Genomic DNA, 16983 nt, shown 5'->3' on the forward strand with positions numbered 1-16983 from the left:
TGCGAACGCACAGGGCACAGTATCAGCCACACGGCTGACGGCCCCCGGTCACCGCTCCTGCGCTGCCAGCTGCCCGCAGGCGCCGTCGATCTCCTGCCCCCGGGTGTCCCGGACGGTGACCGGTACGCCATGGGCCGCGATGGCCTCGACGAACGCCTTCTCGTCCTCCGGCCGCGACGCCGTCCACTTGGAGCCGGGCGTCGGGTTCAGCGGGATCAGGTTGACGTGGACCCTCTTGCCCTTGAGGAGGCGGCCGAGCAGATCGCCGCGCCACGCCTGGTCGTTGATGTCGCGGATCAGCGCGTACTCGATGGAGATCCGGCGGCCGGACTTCTCCGCGTACTCCCATGCGGCGTCGAGGACCTCGCGGACCTTCCAGCGGGTGTTGACCGGGACGAGGGTGTCGCGCAGCTCGTCGTCCGGTGCGTGCAGGGAGACGGCGAGGCGGCACTTGAAGCCCTCGTCGGCGAAGCGCAGCATCGCGGGGACGAGGCCCACCGTGGAGACGGTGATGCCGCGCTGCGAGAGGCCGAGACCGTCCGGCTCGGGGTCGGTCAGCCGGCGGATGGCGCCGACGACCCGCTTGTAGTTGGCGAGCGGCTCACCCATGCCCATGAACACGATGTTGGACAGCCGGGCGGGGCCCCCGGGCACCTCTCCGTCCCGCAGGGCGCGCATGCCGTCGACGATCTGGTGCACGATCTCGGCGGTGGACAGATTGCGGTCGAGACCGGCCTGCCCGGTCGCGCAGAACGGGCAGTTCATCCCGCAGCCCGCCTGCGAGGAGATGCACATCGTGACGCGGTCCGGATAGCGCATCAGGACGGACTCGACGAGCGTGCCGTCGTGGAGGCGCCACAGCGTCTTGCGGGTGGTGTCGTTGTCGCAGGAGATGTGCCGCACGACCGACATCAGGTCGGGCAGCAGCTCCGTGGCGAGCTTCTCCCGCGCGGAGGCGGGAATGTCGGTCCACTGCGCCGGGTCGTGCGCGTAGCGCGCGAAGTAGTGCTGGGACAGCTGCTTGGCGCGGAACGGCTTCTCGCCGATCGCGGCGACGGCGTCCTTGCGCTCGGCGGGTGAGAGGTCGGCAAGGTGCCGCGGGGGCTTCTTGGCTCCGCGGGGCGCGACGAAAGTGAGTTCTCCGGGCTTGGGCATGGTGCTACCAGTGTCGCAGACGGATCCCTGTGGCCAGGGGCCCGAGCCGCCGGTGCTGGCCGTCCCGGCCGTCCGGGTCGTCTCCGGCGGCCCGGGACGGTCCGGAGACGACCCGGAGACGGCCCGAGATCCATCGCTGGAGACAGGGCGTCACTGCCGTGAGCGAGTACCGGTCATGCCGTGTTCTGCCGAGAGATTCAGCACAGGCCGGTCACTGATCGCAGACTCGTCCCAGCCGTTGATCGAAGCGCTGGAAGCGTCGAGGGGGGATCTCCCAGCCTCGGCCGACCTGGCCGAGCGTCAGCACGCCTCGGACCCACGTCCCACGGACCGTGATCTCCTCGTCCCGGTAGCGTCCGCGCGTCGTGAACGTGACCTGCTCGCCCTCAAGGACGTACCGCGCCACGTGCACGCCCGGGATCACGTTGTCTCTGCGCAGCCAGCCCGCCAGAGTCTCTGCGCTCGAGGGCTGAGGGGCGGGTCGTACGAGCACGTCCAGGACGGTGCCGTCCGGGTAGAAGCGGAACACCTGCGTATCAGCGGCGAAAATCGCGTTGAGCGGTGGTGCCTTACGGCGCTGCCTTCGCCTGGCCACACTGCCTCCCCGACTGTGCGTGACGACCCGGCGCCCGCTCAGGGCCGCTCACCCCCGTGTATGGCCGGGTCAAGCGCCGTACTGGCGGGCTCTGGGTGCGCGCCCTCCGGGCTCGGGCAGGGTGCTGCCAGTGTCCCAGAGACGCGACAAAGGGCCCGCCGCCCCTGTGGACGACGAGCCCTCACGCAGAAGACCGCAGGTCAGCCGGCGCCGACGAACAGCACCAGCAGCAGCCACACCACCGGGGCCGTCGGCAGCAGCGAGTCCAGCCGGTCCATGATGCCGCCGTGGCCGGGGAGCAGGGTGCCCATGTCCTTGATGCCGAGATCCCGCTTGATCATCGACTCCCCGAGGTCGCCCAGCGTCGCGCTGGCCGCGACCGCGAGACCGATCAGCAGACCCTGCCACCAGGTGCCGCCCTCGACGAGGAACTGCATGCACAGCGCGCCCGCCGCCATCGCGAAGGCCACCGCTCCGAGCAGCCCTTCGCGGGTCTTGCCGGGGCTGATGCGCGGCGCGAGCTTGTGCTTGCCGAAGCGCCAGCCGACCGCGTACGCACCGGTGTCGCTGACGACCGTGAGCACCAGGAAGGTGATCACCCGTTCCGGCCCGTCGTCCGCGCTGAGCATCAGCGCCACGAACGTGGCGAGGAAGGGCACGTAGAAGGCGGCGAAGACACCTGCCGTGACGTCCCTGAGGTAGCCCTCGGGCGGCTCGGTCATACGCCAGACGAGCACCGCGAGCGCCGTCAGCGCCATGGCCACCCAGGCGCCCTCGGCCCCGCGCACGTAACCGGCCACGACCATGGCCGCGCCGCCGACCGCGAGCGGTACCAGCGGCGCCTTGATCTGCTTGCGCTCCTGCAGGCGCGAGGTCAGCTCCCACAGGCCGACGACGACGGCGACGGCCACCACGCCGACGAACACGGCCTTGACGATGAAGAGCGACGCGACGATCACCGCGCCGAGCCCCACGCCGACCCCTATGGCCGCCCGCAGATCGCGGCCGGCCCGCTTCTTGTTCGGCGGCTGCGGCTGCTGAGGCGCTGCCGGCGGCGGGCTGGGCATGGGCTCCTGCGTGTTCTCGTCGCGGAACAGGGGGCCACCGGGCCGTGCGGCCCCCTGGTCGCGGTCCTCGCGGCCGGCCCGGCCGCTGGGTCCCTCGGGGGATTCGGCGTCTCTACCTGCGTCGGGAAAGTCCGGCCCGATGGGCATGGGCTGCGTCTTTGATGTATACCGTGCGTCGTGCCCATCGTAGGCGGGACCCGCCGGGAGGGGCCCCTGCTCGGGCGGTGGCCATGCACCGGCGTATCCGGCGCCGTGCGAGGCCCCCCAGGAAGAGTCGTTCATCAGACCTCGAGCAGCTCGGCTTCCTTGTGCTTGAGCAGCTCGTCCACCTGCGCGACGTACTTCGCGGTGGTGTCGTCGAGCTCCTTCTCCGCACGCCGGCCCTCGTCCTCGCCGACCTCGCCGTCCTTGATGAACTTGTCGATGGTCTCCTTCGCCTTGCGGCGGACGGAGCGGATCGAGATCTTGGAGTCCTCGGCCTTCGACTTGGCGACCTTGATGAACTCCTTGCGGCGGTCCTGCGTGAGCTCCGGGAAGACCACGCGGATGATGTTGCCGTCGTTGCTCGGGTTGACACCGAGGTCCGAGTCGCGGATCGCCTGCTCGATGTTGCGCAGAGCGGTCTTGTCGAACGGCGTCACAACGGCCATCCGCGGCTCCGGGACCGAGAACGACGCCAGCTGGTTGATCGGGGTCAGGGCACCGTAGTAGTCCGCCACGATCTTGTTGAACATCGCCGGGTGCGCACGTCCGGTGCGGATCGCGGCGAAGTCATCCTTGGCGACCAGGACGGCCTTCTCCATCTTCTCCTCGGCCTCGAGGAGGGTCTCTTCGATCACCACTTGCTCCTGCGTGTCTTGAGTTGGGCCCGGCATCGGACTGGGCCGGCGGAACCTGCGTCGCGTGTTCCCTGCACGGTGTACGACCGGCAGGGCGTTGTCCATCCCCCGAGGGCGCCCCGAGGCCCTCGGGTCAGGCCCGGGTGTCCCGGTCGCTCACGAGCGTGCCGATCTTCTCACCCCGGACCGCCCGAGCGATATTGCCCTCGGCGAGGAGTTCGAAGACGAGGATCGGGAGAGCGTTGTCGCGGCAGAGGGTGATGGCGGTGGCGTCGGCGACCTTGAGGTTGCGGGACAGCACCTCGCCGTACTCCAGCGCGTCGAACTTCACCGCGTCCGGGTTGGCCTTGGGGTCGGAGTCGTAGACGCCGTCGACACCGTTCTTCCCCATCAGCAGTGCTTCGGCGTCGATCTCCAGGGCGCGCTGGGCGGCGGTGGTGTCGGTGGAGAAGTAGGGCATGCCCATACCGGCACCGAAGATGACGACGCGGCCCTTCTCCAGGTGCCGTACGGCACGCAGCGGGATGTACGGCTCCGCGACCTGACCCATCGTGATGGCCGTCTGCACACGTGAGTCGATGCCCTCCTTCTCCAGGAAGTCCTGGAGGGCGAGGCAGTTCATGACGGTGCCGAGCATGCCCATGTAATCCGAGCGTGCCCGGTCCATGCCGCGCTGCTGGAGTTCGGCTCCGCGGAAGAAGTTTCCGCCGCCGATCACGACGGCGATCTCTGCGCCGTCGCGGACGACCGCTGCGATCTCCCGTGCGATGGCGTGCACGACGTCGGGGTCGACGCCGAGACCGGTGCCGCCGGAGAAAGCCTCTCCTGACAGCTTCAGCATGAAGCGGCCGGCCTTTTTGTCGTGGTTGTCGTCGCCTTGTACGGCGCCCTGGTTCATGGAGATCTCCTCGTGCACATGCGAAGAAGGCCATTGCCGTTGGGGTCATGCTGTCCCTGCCGGCAATGGCCTCCTCGTCAGATCTGCGGTCGTCCGGCGCTGGCGCGGGCGACTGCTTCAGACCCTACCCGGGTCCGGGGTCCGTCGCGTACGGACTCAGATGCCGACCTTGATGCGGCTGAAGCGCTTCAGGGTGACACCGGCCTCGTCCAGGATCTGCTGGACGGACTTCTTGTTGTCGAGCGCGTACGGCTGGCCGAGGAGGGTGGCCTCCTTGAAGAAGCCGTTGACCCGGCCCTCGACGATCTTCGGCAGAGCGGCCTCGGGCTTGCCCTCGGCGCGCGTGGTCTCCTCGGCGACGCGGCGCTCGGCCTCGACGACCTCGGCCGGGACGTCCTCGCGGGAGAGGTACTTCGGGGCGAAGGCGGCGATGTGCTGGGCGACACCCTTGGCGATCTCGGCGTTCTCCTTGTCGAACTCGACGAGAACACCGATCTGCGGGGGCAGGTCGGGCATGGTGCGGTGCATGTACGCCGTGACGTAGCCACCGGAGAACTGCGCGAAGCGGTCCAGGACGATCTTCTCGCCGAGGTTGGCGTTGGCCTCGTCGACGTACGCCTGCACGGTCTTGCCGGGCTCGATCTCGGAGGCGAGCAGCGCCTCGATGTCCGCCGGGGAGGTGGCGGCGACGTGCGCGGCGAGAGCGTTCGCCACTGCCTGGAACTTGTCGCCCTTGGCGACGAAGTCCGTCTCGCACTTCAGCTCGACGATGACACCGGAGGTGTTGTCGTCGGCGATCAGGGAGACGACGGCACCGTTCTCGGCGGAGCGGCCCTCGCGCTTGGCGACGCCCTTCTGGCCCTTGATGCGCAGGGCCTCGACGGCCTTGTCGACGTTGCCGTCCGACTCGTCCAGCGCCTTCTTGCAGTCCATCATGCCGGCGCCGGTGAGCTCGCGGAGCTTCTTGACGTCAGCGGCGGTGTAGTTCGCCATGAGTCTGAGTTTCTCTCTCGAAGTCTGAAAGATCTACGAAGATCTGGAAGATCTACGGGTGGACGGCGGGGGCTGCACGCCCCCGCCGTCGTCAACCGAACCTGTGAAGGTCAGGCCGTAGGTCAGGCCTGCTCGGCCTCGGCGGCCGGAGCCTCAGCGGCCGGAGCCTCGGCAGCGGCCTCGGCCGGCTTGGCCTCGTCAGCCTTGTCGGCGTCCGCCTTCTTCTCGCCCTCGAGGAGGTCGCGCTCCCACTCGGCCAGCGGCTCACCGGCGGCCTTGTCGCCCGGCTTCTGGTCGCCGGTCGCGGCGCCGGAGCGGGCGATGAGGCCCTCGGCGACGGCGTCGGCGATCACGCGGGTGAGCAGGGTGACGGAGCGGATGGCGTCGTCGTTGCCCGGGATCTTGTAGTCGACCTCGTCGGGGTCGCAGTTGGTGTCGAGGATCGCGACGACCGGGATGTGGAGCTTGCGCGCCTCACCGACGGCGATGTGCTCCTTCTTGGTGTCGACGATCCAGACGGCGCTCGGCACCTTCTGCATCTCGCGGATACCGCCGAGGGTCTTCTCCAGCTTGGCCTTCTCGCGGGAGAGGACCAGGAGCTCCTTCTTGGTGAGGCCGGAGGCGGCCACGTCCTCGAAGTCGATCTGCTCCAGCTCCTTGAGGCGCTGCAGACGCTTGTAGACGGTGGAGAAGTTGGTGAGCATGCCGCCCAGCCAGCGCTGGTTGACGTAGGGCATGCCGACGCGCGTCGCCTGCTCGGCGATGGCCTCCTGGGCCTGCTTCTTCGTACCGACGAACATGATGGAGCCGCCGTGCGCGACGGTCTCCTTGACGAACTCGTAGGCGCGGTCGATGTACGACAGCGACTGGAGCAGGTCGATGATGTAGATGCCGTTGCGCTCGGTGAAGATGAAGCGCTTCATCTTCGGGTTCCAACGACGGGTCTGGTGACCGAAGTGGACGCCGCTCTCCAGCAGCTCCCGCATCGTGACGACGGCCATGGCCGTATCTCCTTGGGTTCTCGGTTGTGTCCTGACGCCCCGACGCGCCGTGCCACAAGGGACCGAGGAGCGCGGCCACCGACCGCGGAAAGGGTGGGTGGCGGGGCGTGCGAAGTCGACCCGGTGACCCGGATCGCCAGAAGAAGTGTACGGGACCCGTGACGTGCCGGGTGACGGCGCTGTCCACAACCACCCGGTTGTCCACAGATCAGGGCCAAGATCACCGCGGTTGGGACGGCCCGCGGGACGGTGTCCCCCATGAGCCGCGTACTTGCCGTGCACTGCGCAGGTCCCGCGAGGCACCCGCGCCACGCCCTGCCCGCCCTGCTCCTGACCTTGATCCTGCTGACGCTGCTCGCGTCGTCGTCCCCACGAGGGCGGCCGAGTGCTGAGCCGGCACCCGTAGGGACTTCGACGGGGACGCGGGCTGCGACGGCGGGGGCGCGCTCGGGTGCGGGGGCGGCGGCCGGGCCGGGCGCGCACGCGCACACGACGCATCGGGAACCGGCTCTCGGGATCGGAGCGGCTGCGGGTCCACGGCCGCAGGAAGCCGGCGGGGACGGCGGGGCCCGGAGCTGGCCGGTCGGGGCGCCCCGGCCCGTCGTCGTGCGGGGCTGGGCGCCGCCCTCTTCGCCCTACGGCGCCGGGCATCGCGGCGTCGACCTCGCCGCCCCGCCCGGCACCCCTGTCCGCGCCGCGGCGGCCGGCCGGATCGCCTTCGCCGGCCGGGTCGCGAACCGCAGCGTGCTGGTCATCAGCCTCACCGGTACGGGTGAGCCGCCGCTGAGGATTACGTACGAACCGGTCCGCCCCCTGGTGGACAAGGGAGAGGAGGTCGCCGCCGGGCAGGTCGTGGGGACGATCGACGCGGGGCCGTCGCACTGCGCCGCGGGGTGCCTGCACTGGGGCCTGCTGCGGGGCACGGAGTACCTGAATCCGCTCAGCCTGCTGTCGCCCTCGATACTGCGCCGACCACCGTCCAGGCTGCTCCCGGTCTTCGGCGTACCGCTCCCCTAGCCCGCGACGCCCCTGGCCCGCCGCCCCGCCTGCCTCAGCCCCGGACGCCGCGCAGCGCCATCGCGACCGCCGCGTCGGCGACGGTGGCCGGGTCCTCGGCCGCGCCGAGCTCGATACGGCGGACCGCTGCGTCCACGACGCCCTGCAGCAGCATCGCCCCGAGCCGGGGCTGTTCCTGGCCCAAATCCCGCAGTGCCTCGACGATCATCGCGATCAGCCCGCCGTGGGCGGCGCGGATCTTCTCGCGCGCTCCGGCGTCCAGCTCGCTCGCGGAGATCGCGACGACCGCCCGGTGGCGCCGGTCGCCGACCAGGTCGAGCTGCCGGCGCACATACGCCTCGACCCTGCCCTCGGGCGTGTCCGCGCGGTCCATCGCGGCCTCGACCTCCGCCGCCCACACGGGGAAGTCCACGGCGCAGAGCTCTTCGACGACCGCGGCGCGCGAGCGGAAGTACTCGTAGACGGAGGACCTCGCCAGGCCCGTGCGCTCGGCGAGTGCGGGGAAGGTCAGCGCCTCCGTACCGCCTTCGGACAGGAGGGAGCGCGCGGCGTCCAGCAGGGCGCCTCGCTGCATCGTCCGGTGCTCGGCCACGGAGGCCGCTCGAATCCTGGGCACGCCTCCACTGTACGGATGCGGCCCGGACGACTCGGCGTCAACGTCCTACGTCGGCCAGCTTCGCCCGCAGTTGCAGGACCGACTTCGTGTGGATCTGGCTGACGCGGCTCTCGGTGACCCCGAGGACATGGCCGATCTCGGCCAGGGTGAGTCCTTCGTAGTAGTAGAGCGTGACGACGGTCTTCTCCCGGTCGGGCAGGGTGTTGATGGCCCGGGCGAGCAGCCGGCGCAGCTCCCGGTCCTCGGCGACCTCGACCGGGTTGTCCGCCGCCGTGTCCTCCAGCGTGTCCATGAGGCTGAGCCGGTCGCCCCCCTCGCCTCCCACATGCAGCAGCTCTTCCAGCGCCACGACGTTGGCCAGGGACAACTGGCTGAAAACCGCGTGCAGTTCCTCGACCGTGATGTCCATCTCGGCGGCGACCTCGGCCTCCGAGGGCGTGCGCCGCAGCTGGGCCTCCAGCGTGGCGTAGGCGCGTTCGACGGCACGGGCCTTCTGCCGCACCGAGCGCGGGATCCAGTCCAGCGCCCGCAGTTCGTCGATCATCGCGCCCCGGATGCGGGTGATCGCGTACGTCTCGAACTTGATCGACCGGTCGAGGTCGAACTTCTCGATGGCGTCGATGAGCCCGAAGACGCCGGAGGAGACGAAGTCGGCCTGCTCGACATTGGAGGGCAGCCCCACGCTGACGCGGCCCGCCACATACTTGACCAGCGGCGAGTAGTGCAGGATCAACTGCTCCCGCAGCCGCTCGTCACCCGTGGCCTTGTACGAGCGCCACAGCTCCTCGACCGACGAGGGAGCCGAGGGCCGCACGGTGCCACGGGCAGCGGGTGGCACTGCCGCGCGGTCAGACCCGGACGTGTGCTGGGGCATGCGTTGTCTTGAGCCGTTCTGCTGCGAGGGGGCGGGACGGGGAGGCCGAGGCCGGAACCCGGTGAGCGTAGCGTGACTGCGCCGTCGCGGTGGGCGAGGGAAGCGGAACGAACCTGCTCGGGTATTCGCCCTCGCCCACACCTTCGATTCGGGGCCGATGCCCTGCGCACCGGCCCCTCAGACGTCACGCACGGGACTCCGAAGGTCATCGCCTTCACCTTTTCACCCGAATGCTCCAGGTCAAGCATCGCCTCGCCGCGCGTTCGAACCCCGAATGGCGCGAGAGGCCAACCTCCACCCTTCCGGGCACCGCTCGACAAAGCCGAGCGAGTGCAGTTCGTACAGCCTGCCGAGCGCCTCGTCGTCCGTCGTACCGGCGCACCGAGCGGCCTCAGCACAGGAGACCGCGCGCCGGGCGGGCAGCGACTCGAGGACCCGCCTGCTGCCGGGATCCAGAAGATCCCTGGGCAGGACGGGGCCGGTGCGCTCGGGCGCGAGGTCGCCCATGTCACCCACGAGCTCGACCACTTCGGCGGCGTCGGTGACGAGCGTGGCGCCGCCGCGCAGCAGTTCGTGCACCCCGGCAGAGAGACCGCTGGTCACGGGCCCGGGAACGCCTATCGTGAAGCGTCCGAGCTGCTGCGCTCTGCGGGCGGTGACCAGGGAGCCGCTGCGGTACTCCGCCTCGACGACGACGGTGCCCCGGGTGAGGGCCGCGATCACCCTGTTCCGGAGGACGAACCGGCTCGGGGTGGGATGGTCTCCTGGTGGCAACTCGCCAACGACGAGCCCCTGTTGCACGATGCGCTTGATCAGCTCCGTGTGACCGGGCGGATAGGCGACGTCGACCCCGCAGGCCAGAACGGCGACGGTGGCGCCACCGGCGGCGAGCGCCCCCCGGTGGGCCGCGCCGTCGACGCCGAAGGCCGCCCCGGAGACCACCACCCAGCCCCGCTCGGCGAGCCCGGTGGCGAGCACGGCCGACATGTGCGCCCCGTAGGGCGTGCAGGCCCGGGCGCCGACCACGGCCACCGACCGCAGTGCCCAGGTGCGCAGGTCGGGCAGGCCCCGCACCCACAGGCCGACCGGGCGGGCGTCGCCGAGGTCGTCGAGCTGGGTCGGCCACTCCGTGTCCCCGGGCATGACGAACCTGCCCCCGAGCGCGCGGACCGCCGTCAGCCGCTGCCCCGGCACGACCCCGGCTGCACGGGCACGCAGCCCGGTCACCCGGCGCTCGGACGCCCCCGGCAGCGCCCCCTTCTCGTACGCGTCCGACATCAGCAGCGCAAGCAGCCCCTGCGCACCCAGCTCCCTCAGCCAGCGACCGCCCTTCTCGTCGCCCGGCTCCAGGATCTGGGTGAGCGTCGAACGCGCCACACGCTCCGCTTCGCCCTGCTGGGCCGGTCCGCCCGGCGGAGCGTCCCGGCCCGGGACCCCCCTGGTGCCGTCCCGGCGCACCGCCCCCGTCACGGGGCCGCCCCCGCGACGGCCGGAACGCCCCTGGCGATGCCGGTGCGCAGTTCGAGAGCGAGGGCGACGTCCTGCGCGTCCGGTCGGTCGTGCCCCGCGAGGTCGGCGACCGTCCACGCGACGCGCAGCACCCGGTCGAGGCCGCGCGCCGTGAGAAGTCCCCGCTCCACGTCCCGCTCGGCGGCGCTCAGGGCCCCGGGCGCTACGGTCCAGCGCGTGCGCAGCTCATGGCCGGGCACCTCGCTGTTGACCGTCCACGGCGTGCCGTCGAGGCGAACGGCGGCCCGATCTCTGGCCTCCCGTACGCGGTCGGCGACCGTCGCCGTGGATTCGCCGCGCCCACCGTGGCCGAGCAGGTCCGAGCGGCTCACCGGCTCGACCTGGATCCGCAGGTCGACCCGGTCGAGCAGCGGCCCGGACAGCCGCGCCTGGTACCGCCTGATCAGGGACGAGGGGCATTCGCAGCCCGCGCCGTGCAGGGTGTGCCTCCCGCACGGGCACGGATTGGCGGCCAGCACCATCAGGAAGCGGGCGGGCAGCCGCACCACTCCCCCGCTCCTGGCGACCACGACATGGCCCGACTCCAGCGGCTGACGCAGGGCGTCCAGGGCCTTTCCGGAGAACTCGGGCGCTTCGTCGAGAAAGAGCACCCCTCGGTGCGCCAGCGAGACGGCGCCCGGCTTCGGCAGCCCGTTTCCCCCGCCGACCAGGGCCTGCATGGTGGCCGAGTGGTGCGGCGCGCAGTACGGCGGGGTCCTCACGAGCGGCTCGCCCGGCGGCAGGATGCCGGCCACCGAGTGGACCGCCGTCACCTCCAGGGACTCCCGCCGGGACAGCGGTGGCAGCACGGCGGGCAGCCGCTCGGCCAGCATCGTCTTCCCCGCGCCGGGCGGCCCCGAGAGCAGGAGGTGGTGCCCGCCGGCCGCCGCGACCTCCAGCCCGGTGCGCGCCGCGTGCTGGCCGGCCACGTCGGCCAGGTCCGGCCCGTCGCTGTCCGGCCGGTCGACCGCCAGTCCGGTGCCGACGCCCGCGCCGGGGACCAGGAGGCCCGCGAGCATGGCGTCGGGGCGCCCCGGCTCGACCGGCTCCTCGTCCGGGACCGGCTCGTCGGCCAGGACGGCGATGAGCTGTCGCAGGCTGCGCACCCCGAGCACCGAGATCCCCGGCACGAGCGCGGCCTCCCCGGCCGTCTGCTCCGGGACGACCACGTGCTCGTACCCCGCCTCGGCCGCGGCGAGCACCGCCGGGAGCACCCCGCGCACGGGCCGTACCCGACCGTCGAGCCCGAGCTCCCCGATCAGCACGAGATCGGCGATCTGCCGCGGGTCGATGCGCTCGGCGGCGCCCAGGACGGCACAGGCCACCGCCAGGTCGAATCCGCTTCCGCCCTTGGGCACGGAGGCCGGGCTCAGCCCCACGGTGAGCTTCTTCTGCGGCCATTCGCCGCCGGAGTTGACCACGGCGGCGCGCACCCGGTCCCGGCTCTCCACCAGGCTCTTGTCCGGCAGACCGACCAGCGTGAACGCGGCGACCCCCGGTTCCAGGTCCGCCTGGACCTCGACGACCACCCCCTCGACGCCCACGAGCGCCACGGAACACGCACGGGCGAACCCCATTTAGGCCACCCCCCTGGCGTGCTCGACGACGGCGGCCCCGCGCCTGGGCAGCGTCACGCCCACGAGATCGATGCGCACTCCGCCCGGCGGCGGGCCCCCGTGCCGCTCCAGCCAGCAGTCGGCGAGACGCCGGAGCCGTCTCGCCTTGGCCGGGGTGACGGCGGCCATCGGATGCTCGTAGCAGCCGGCTCTGCGGGTCTTGACCTCGCAGACGACCACCGTGTCGCCGTCGCGGGCGACGATGTCGATCTCACCGGCGCGTCCACAGCGCCAGTTCCTCGCCAGCAGTCGCATTCCGGACCCGACCAGCAGCCGTGCCGCCAGGTCCTCGCCGTACCGTCCCAGTGCCCCCGTCGCGTTCATTTCGGCACCACCTCCGGCACCGACTCTGATACGCCGGCCCCGGATTTGTGGATCTTGGGAGGAAACCGTGGACAACCACGGGATTGTGGAAAACTCCGTCCCCCGGACGAGGACAGCGGTCAGCTGCCGGGGAGCTCCAGGTCGCTCTTGTTGAGCTCCTCGATGTTCACGTCCTTGAACGTGAGCACCCGTACCTGCTTGACGAAGCGGGCCGGGCGGTACATGTCCCAGACCCAGGCGTCGGCCATCGAGACCTCGAAGAAGACCTCACCCTGCACCGAGTGCACCTGCATCTCGTAGTCGTTGGTGAGGTAGAAGCGGCGCTCCGTCTCGATCACGTATTTGAACAGACCGACGACATCTCGGTACTCCCGGTAGAGCTTCAGCTCCATCTCGGTCTCGTACTTCTCGAGGTCCTCGGCGCTCATGGCATGTTCCCCTTCAGCCTTGCGTCCCCCTATTGTGCTCCAGCATCCTCGGCCCTCAGACGATTTCCGGGGCCAGCACCACCGGCGCACGCGGAGGTCCTTCGTCGAGCAGCGTACGCAGCAGCTCGGCGAGCCTGGTCGGGTACACCGTCTCACGGGCCGCCGACAGTTCGGCGGAGGTCCACCACCTCAGGCCCCTGACGCTTCGGCGCTCCAGCTCCGTGAGCGCCTGCGGGACCGCATCGGTGCAGGTGGTACGCGCCAGGAAGTACCACTCGTCCTGATCCCAGCGCCGCCCGGCGAACGGGAACGAGCAGTGCCGCTGCCACAGGACGGGCCCCAGTTCCACCTCGGTGATCCCGGTCTCCTCGGCCAGCTCGCGCAGCGCCGCCTCCTCGCGGCTCTCGTCCCCCTCGAGACCGCCGCCAGGGGTGAACCACCAGTCGTCCGCCGGATCGTCCGGCTCGAAGCCGTGCAGCAGCAGGATCCGGTCCTGCGGGTCCAGCAGCACGACCCGGGCGACCTTCCGCGCTCCGGCCTCGGCGGCCCGCACCTCATGCGGCACCCGCGGTCACCGCCTGCCCACGCCGTCCTCCGCCGATCCGGGCGGCCACCGGCCCGTACGCCGCGCCGCCCACGATGAGGACTGCTCCGGCCACGACGGCCCCGACCATGAGTCCCACCGGCCCGGGACGGGACACCCCGCCGGGCAGTGCGGCGAATCCTTCGGGGCGGTCCACCGTCTCGCCGCTCAGCGGCCAGGCCACGGCATCCACGCGCGCCTCCACGGCCGAGCGGGGCACCGATCCCTGGCCCGCCTCCTGCAGGTGGGACCGGGAGTCCAGCGAGCCCTTGCGTTCGTCACCGAGCAGGAACAGCTGCCCCTCGGGCACCTGTGCGGTGAACTTCTCCGCGGCCGGTCCCGAGCTGCGCAGATACGGCTCGTCGACGGCCTTGCCGTTGACGGTCAGACGTCCCTCGTCGCAGCAGGTGATCTCGTCGCCGCCGACACCGACCACGCGCTTGATCATGGGCATGTCGCCCCAGGTCTTGTCGCGGAAGACGACGACGTCGCCGCGCCGCACCTCGTCGCCGGATATGCGCTCGGCGAGGACCCGGTCGCCCGCCTGCACGGTAGGCGACATCGAGTCCGTGGGGACCGTGTACGGCTGGTAGACCAAGGCGCCCCAGACGAATCCGCCCAGGAACAGCACACAGCCCACGGCCACGGCTATGCCCGACAGGGCGGCCCCGAGCCGGCCCTGACCGTCGCCCTCACGTCGTGCACCGCTCATCCCAGCGCTCCCGCCTCGGAGATCCCGTCCCCGGATGCCGGTCCCGGGTCTGCTGTCCGGGACCGCACACTACCCGGCGGTACGCACATCTGGTGTGCGGGCATGCCTCCTCCTGCGCGTGAGCACGATCGGCACGGCACCGGCCAGGCCGATGGCCGCGGGCGCCGAGGAGAGCGCGGCGGCCAGTCCCGGCTGGTCGAAGGTGTCCGGCACGGGGAGCGTGGACCACCGGTTCAGCGGCCAGGCCACGACGACCGCACGGCCGACGACCTTGTCGACGGGAACGAAGCCGCCGTTGACGTCCTCCATGTGGTACCGGGAGTCCTGGGAGTTCTGGCGGTTGTCGCCCATCACCCAGATCCGGTCCTTCGGCACGGTCAGCGGCCCGAAGGAGGACTGCTCGTCGCACGGTGTGCTGCCGGGGGCGATGTACGGCTCGTCCAGCGGCTTGCCGTTGACCTTGAGCGGGCCGTCCTTCTTGCACTCCACGGTGTCGCCGGCGACCGCGATCGTCCGCTTGATGAGGTCCTTGTCCTCGGCGGACGGCATCAGCCCGATGAAGCTGAGGACCTCCTGGAGCACGTTCGGCTCCGGTGTGGGCTCGCCTTCCAACCAGCCGCCCGGGTCGTGGAAGACGACGACCTCGCCGCGCTCGGGCTCGGCGCCGAACCACGGCGTGAGCTTGTCGACAAGCACCCGGTCACCGCGCTGCAGGGTGTTCATCATCGATTCCGACGGGATGGAGAACGCCTGTACCAGGAAGGTCTTGATCAGAAGCGCGAGCAGCAGCGCGATACCGATCAGGAGCGGCAGTTCCTTCCAGAAGGATCGCTGCTTCTTCTGTCCCGTACCGCTGCCCTCCGACGCGTCGTCTTCCCCGGTCGTCGGCACCGCCCCATCCGTCATGTCCGAGGGCTGTGCGGGGAGTCGCCCCTGCCGGTCCTCGGGATCGTCGTGTCCGGACCGTGCGCCGACCGCCACGTCCCCCACATCCACTCCTCACTGCGTGCCAACCGCCTGCCCCGTACCAGGAGCAGGCCCACCACTCCCATAACGAGCGGGAGTTCCGCAGGGCTCGGGAGCAGGACCATTCCGTTCAGATCCTGAGAGGACACACTATTCGACCTCGGTGCCGCCGCGGTCTGTCCGGCGCGCGCGTCCGGGACGGATGCGTAGGTCTCCGGCTCCTCCAGTCTGCGCCAGTGGTCCAGCGGCCAGGCGATGACGACGGCGCGTCCGACGACCTGGTCCTCCGCCACGGTGCCCTCGCCCTCCTCGTCGAGGTGGAAGCGGGAGTCGGCGGAGTTGGAGCGGTGGTCGCCCATCACGAACAGCCGCCCGGCGGGCACTTTCACGTCGAACTTCATGGTCGACGGAACGTTTCCGGGGTGCAGATAGGGCTCGTTCAGCGGTACGCCGTTGACGGTGACGAGGCCGTTGGCGTCGCAGCACTTCACGGTGTCCCCGCCGACCGCCACGACCCGCTTGATCAGGTCGCGCTCGTCGTCGGACGGCAGCAGCCCGATGAACGTCAGCCCCTGCTTGACCTGCTTCACAACGACCGGATCGTCGGTCTTCGGCTTCTCGTCCTTCGGCAGCCAGCCGCCGGGGTCCTTGAACACGACGACGTCGCCGCGCTGCGGCTTCGAGCCGAACCACGGCGTGAGCTTGTCGACCAGGACCCGGTCCTGGATGCGGATCGTCTGCTCCATCGAGCCGGACGGGATGACGAAGGCCTGCACCAGGAACGTCTTCAGCACCAGCGCTATCAGCAGCGCCACGGTGATCAGGAGCGGTATCTCCTTGACGGCCGAGCGGCGGCGCTTGCGCCGGACCTTCTGCGCGAGCCTGCGCCGCTCCGCCCGGCCCGGCAGGGGCCGCCCGCCGTCCGTGGGCCGTGTCCCGGTGGGCAGCCGGGTGTCGGCCCGGTGGCTGGCACGGCGTCCGCGGTTACCCATGGGCACCGCCGGACAGCGGGCCGGGATCGGGCACGCCGGCGAAGGCGTCGGTGGGCTCCAGGCCGGACCAGCGCCCCGCGGGCCAGCCGATCCAGTCGGCCCGGCCGATCACCCTGTCCACGGGCACCATGCCGCCGCCCGGCTCGCCCAGGTGGTCCCGGGAGTCGCGTGACGCGCTGCGGTGGTCACCCATGACCCACAGCTTCCCCTCGGGAACGACGATGTCGAAGGCCACCTCCGAGGGCACGCCGTCGGGGTGGAGGTATCCCTCCTCGACCGGTGCACCGTTCACCTCGATCCTGCCCTCCGTATCGCAGCAGACCACCCGGTCCCCGCCCGTGCCCACCACACGCTTGACGAAATCCGTCTCGGCCGGCTCGGCGAGCCCGAGCATGGCGAGCCCCTCTCGTACTACGGAACTCACGGGGTTTTCCGTCAGTTCCTCGGGCACGAAGGAACCTCTGCCGTCGAAGACAACGACGTCTCCGCGTGCCGGTTCGGAGCCGGACCGGTAGGCCAGCTTGTTCACCAGCACCCGGTCGCCGACCTGCAGGACGGGCTCCATGGAGCTGCTCGGGATCTGGAAGGGCTGCACCACGAAGTGACTGAACAGCAGGACGAGGACGGTGCAGGCGAGACCGGTCAGCGCCGCGGCGCGCAGGGACATCCGGGAGAGGCCGTAACGACGCGCGGAGCGCGACCCCTCCCCCCGCGCCCCGTCCTCGGGTGCGGAAGAGCGGTCGCGCTCCGTGTGCTGTGCTTCGGTGTCCATCGGTGGCAGAGCCTATCCGGCCGCCC

At 70.8% G+C, this 16983-nt stretch carries 18 protein-coding genes and 1 pseudogene; 1 reads left to right on the forward strand and 18 read right to left on the reverse strand.

Going from position 1 to position 16983, the window contains the following annotated elements; all coding sequences use genetic code 11:
• Positions 1–48: 48 nt before the first annotated feature.
• From rlmN to rpsB, 7 genes are all read right to left on the reverse strand, one after another.
• Positions 49–1155, reverse strand: a complete 1107-nt coding sequence (gene rlmN / locus AB0K02_RS19025) for a 23S rRNA (adenine(2503)-C(2))-methyltransferase RlmN (protein WP_365993610.1) — start codon at positions 1153–1155, stop codon at positions 49–51.
• 211 nt (positions 1156–1366) lie between these two features.
• Positions 1367–1750 (reverse strand): hypothetical protein, encoded by a 384-nt coding sequence (locus tag AB0K02_RS19030; RefSeq protein WP_365993611.1) that lies wholly within the window; start codon positions 1748–1750, stop codon positions 1367–1369.
• 200 nt (positions 1751–1950) lie between these two features.
• Positions 1951–3099 carry a phosphatidate cytidylyltransferase gene (locus tag AB0K02_RS19035; RefSeq protein WP_365993612.1) on the reverse strand — a complete coding sequence of 383 codons (1149 nt, stop codon included), beginning with the start codon at positions 3097–3099 and terminating at the stop codon, positions 1951–1953.
• Positions 3099–3656 carry a ribosome recycling factor gene (gene frr / locus AB0K02_RS19040; RefSeq protein ID WP_177151386.1) on the reverse strand — a complete coding sequence of 186 codons (558 nt, stop codon included), beginning with the start codon at positions 3654–3656 and terminating at the stop codon, positions 3099–3101. Before frr ends, AB0K02_RS19035 begins: the two co-directional genes overlap by 1 nt.
• A gap of 133 nt (positions 3657–3789) precedes the next feature.
• On the reverse strand, positions 3790–4554 hold the full coding sequence (pyrH, locus tag AB0K02_RS19045) for a UMP kinase (protein ID WP_365993613.1): 765 nt from the start codon (positions 4552–4554) through the stop codon (positions 3790–3792).
• A gap of 156 nt (positions 4555–4710) precedes the next feature.
• The gene (gene tsf, locus AB0K02_RS19050; protein WP_365993614.1) at positions 4711–5547 is read right to left on the reverse strand and encodes a translation elongation factor Ts; all 837 of its coding nucleotides are present in this window, start codon (positions 5545–5547) and stop codon (positions 4711–4713) included.
• A 122-nt stretch (positions 5548–5669) separates the two neighbouring features.
• Complete coding sequence (gene rpsB / locus AB0K02_RS19055) at positions 5670–6548, reverse strand: 30S ribosomal protein S2 (RefSeq protein ID WP_365993615.1); 879 nt, start codon at positions 6546–6548, stop codon at positions 5670–5672.
• A gap of 258 nt (positions 6549–6806) precedes the next feature.
• Between rpsB and AB0K02_RS19060 the strand changes: the two genes are divergently transcribed.
• The gene (locus AB0K02_RS19060; protein ID WP_365993616.1) at positions 6807–7565 is read left to right on the forward strand and encodes a M23 family metallopeptidase; all 759 of its coding nucleotides are present in this window, start codon (positions 6807–6809) and stop codon (positions 7563–7565) included.
• Positions 7566–7599: 34 nt separating this feature from the next.
• Here the strand turns inward: AB0K02_RS19060 and AB0K02_RS19065 are convergent, their stop codons facing one another.
• From AB0K02_RS19065 to lepB (AB0K02_RS19115), 11 genes and pseudogenes are all read right to left on the reverse strand, one after another.
• The gene (locus AB0K02_RS19065; protein WP_365993672.1) at positions 7600–8157 is read right to left on the reverse strand and encodes a helix-turn-helix domain-containing protein; all 558 of its coding nucleotides are present in this window, start codon (positions 8155–8157) and stop codon (positions 7600–7602) included.
• 61 nt (positions 8158–8218) lie between these two features.
• Complete coding sequence (gene whiG / locus AB0K02_RS19070; RefSeq protein ID WP_365993617.1) at positions 8219–9055, reverse strand: RNA polymerase sigma factor WhiG; 837 nt, start codon at positions 9053–9055, stop codon at positions 8219–8221.
• Positions 9056–9295: 240 nt separating this feature from the next.
• Positions 9296–10432, reverse strand: coding sequence for a DNA-processing protein DprA (dprA, locus tag AB0K02_RS19075; protein WP_365993618.1), 1137 nt, complete (start codon positions 10430–10432; stop codon positions 9296–9298).
• An 89-nt stretch (positions 10433–10521) separates the two neighbouring features.
• Positions 10522–12141, reverse strand: coding sequence for a YifB family Mg chelatase-like AAA ATPase (locus AB0K02_RS19080; protein WP_365993619.1), 1620 nt, complete (start codon positions 12139–12141; stop codon positions 10522–10524).
• Positions 12142–12504, reverse strand: a complete 363-nt coding sequence (locus tag AB0K02_RS19085) for a YraN family protein (RefSeq protein ID WP_365993620.1) — start codon at positions 12502–12504, stop codon at positions 12142–12144.
• 119 nt (positions 12505–12623) lie between these two features.
• The gene (locus AB0K02_RS19090) at positions 12624–12932 is read right to left on the reverse strand and encodes a DUF2469 domain-containing protein (protein WP_005311352.1); all 309 of its coding nucleotides are present in this window, start codon (positions 12930–12932) and stop codon (positions 12624–12626) included.
• Positions 12933–12987: 55 nt separating this feature from the next.
• Positions 12988–13497, reverse strand: a complete 510-nt coding sequence (locus AB0K02_RS19095) for an NUDIX hydrolase (RefSeq protein ID WP_365993621.1) — start codon at positions 13495–13497, stop codon at positions 12988–12990.
• Positions 13487–14227: a signal peptidase I gene (gene lepB, locus AB0K02_RS19100; RefSeq protein WP_365993622.1), complete on the reverse strand. Its 741-nt coding sequence runs from the start codon at positions 14225–14227 to the stop codon at positions 13487–13489. The genes AB0K02_RS19095 and lepB (AB0K02_RS19100) overlap by 11 nt, the downstream gene beginning before the upstream one ends.
• A 69-nt stretch (positions 14228–14296) precedes the next feature.
• Positions 14297–15208: a signal peptidase I gene (gene lepB, locus AB0K02_RS19105; protein ID WP_365993623.1), complete on the reverse strand. Its 912-nt coding sequence runs from the start codon at positions 15206–15208 to the stop codon at positions 14297–14299.
• Positions 15156–16185, reverse strand: a pseudogene (gene lepB, locus AB0K02_RS19110) (signal peptidase I); the annotation flags it as partial. The pseudogene lepB (AB0K02_RS19110) and the gene lepB (AB0K02_RS19105), both read right to left, overlap by 53 nt.
• Positions 16178–16957 (reverse strand): signal peptidase I, encoded by a 780-nt coding sequence (gene lepB, locus AB0K02_RS19115; protein ID WP_365993624.1) that lies wholly within the window; start codon positions 16955–16957, stop codon positions 16178–16180. The pseudogene lepB (AB0K02_RS19110) and the gene lepB (AB0K02_RS19115), both read right to left, overlap by 8 nt.
• Positions 16958–16983 lie beyond the last annotated feature (26 nt).

The organism is Streptomyces sp. NPDC049597, from assembly GCF_040675505.1.
Taxonomy (GTDB): domain Bacteria; phylum Actinomycetota; class Actinomycetes; order Streptomycetales; family Streptomycetaceae; genus Streptomyces.

Coding starts and splice junctions, on each gene's coding strand:
- AB0K02_RS19080 (WP_365993619.1), bottom strand. CDS start 12,141: ATGGGGTTCGCCCGTGCGTGTTCCGTGGCGCTCGTGGGCGTCGAGGGG.
- rlmN (WP_365993610.1), bottom strand. CDS start 1,155: ATGCCCAAGCCCGGAGAACTCACTTTCGTCGCGCCCCGCGGAGCCAAG.
- lepB (WP_365993624.1), bottom strand. CDS start 16,957: ATGGACACCGAAGCACAGCACACGGAGCGCGACCGCTCTTCCGCACCC.
- tsf (WP_365993614.1), bottom strand. CDS start 5,547: ATGGCGAACTACACCGCCGCTGACGTCAAGAAGCTCCGCGAGCTCACC.
- AB0K02_RS19035 (WP_365993612.1), bottom strand. CDS start 3,099: ATGAACGACTCTTCCTGGGGGGCCTCGCACGGCGCCGGATACGCCGGT.
- AB0K02_RS19085 (WP_365993620.1), bottom strand. CDS start 12,504: ATGAACGCGACGGGGGCACTGGGACGGTACGGCGAGGACCTGGCGGCA.
- AB0K02_RS19060 (WP_365993616.1), top strand. CDS start 6,807: ATGAGCCGCGTACTTGCCGTGCACTGCGCAGGTCCCGCGAGGCACCCG.
- rpsB (WP_365993615.1), bottom strand. CDS start 6,548: ATGGCCGTCGTCACGATGCGGGAGCTGCTGGAGAGCGGCGTCCACTTC.
- AB0K02_RS19090 (WP_005311352.1), bottom strand. CDS start 12,932: ATGAGCGCCGAGGACCTCGAGAAGTACGAGACCGAGATGGAGCTGAAG.
- pyrH (WP_365993613.1), bottom strand. CDS start 4,554: ATGAACCAGGGCGCCGTACAAGGCGACGACAACCACGACAAAAAGGCC.
- lepB (WP_365993622.1), bottom strand. CDS start 14,227: ATGAGCGGTGCACGACGTGAGGGCGACGGTCAGGGCCGGCTCGGGGCC.
- whiG (WP_365993617.1), bottom strand. CDS start 9,055: ATGCCCCAGCACACGTCCGGGTCTGACCGCGCGGCAGTGCCACCCGCT.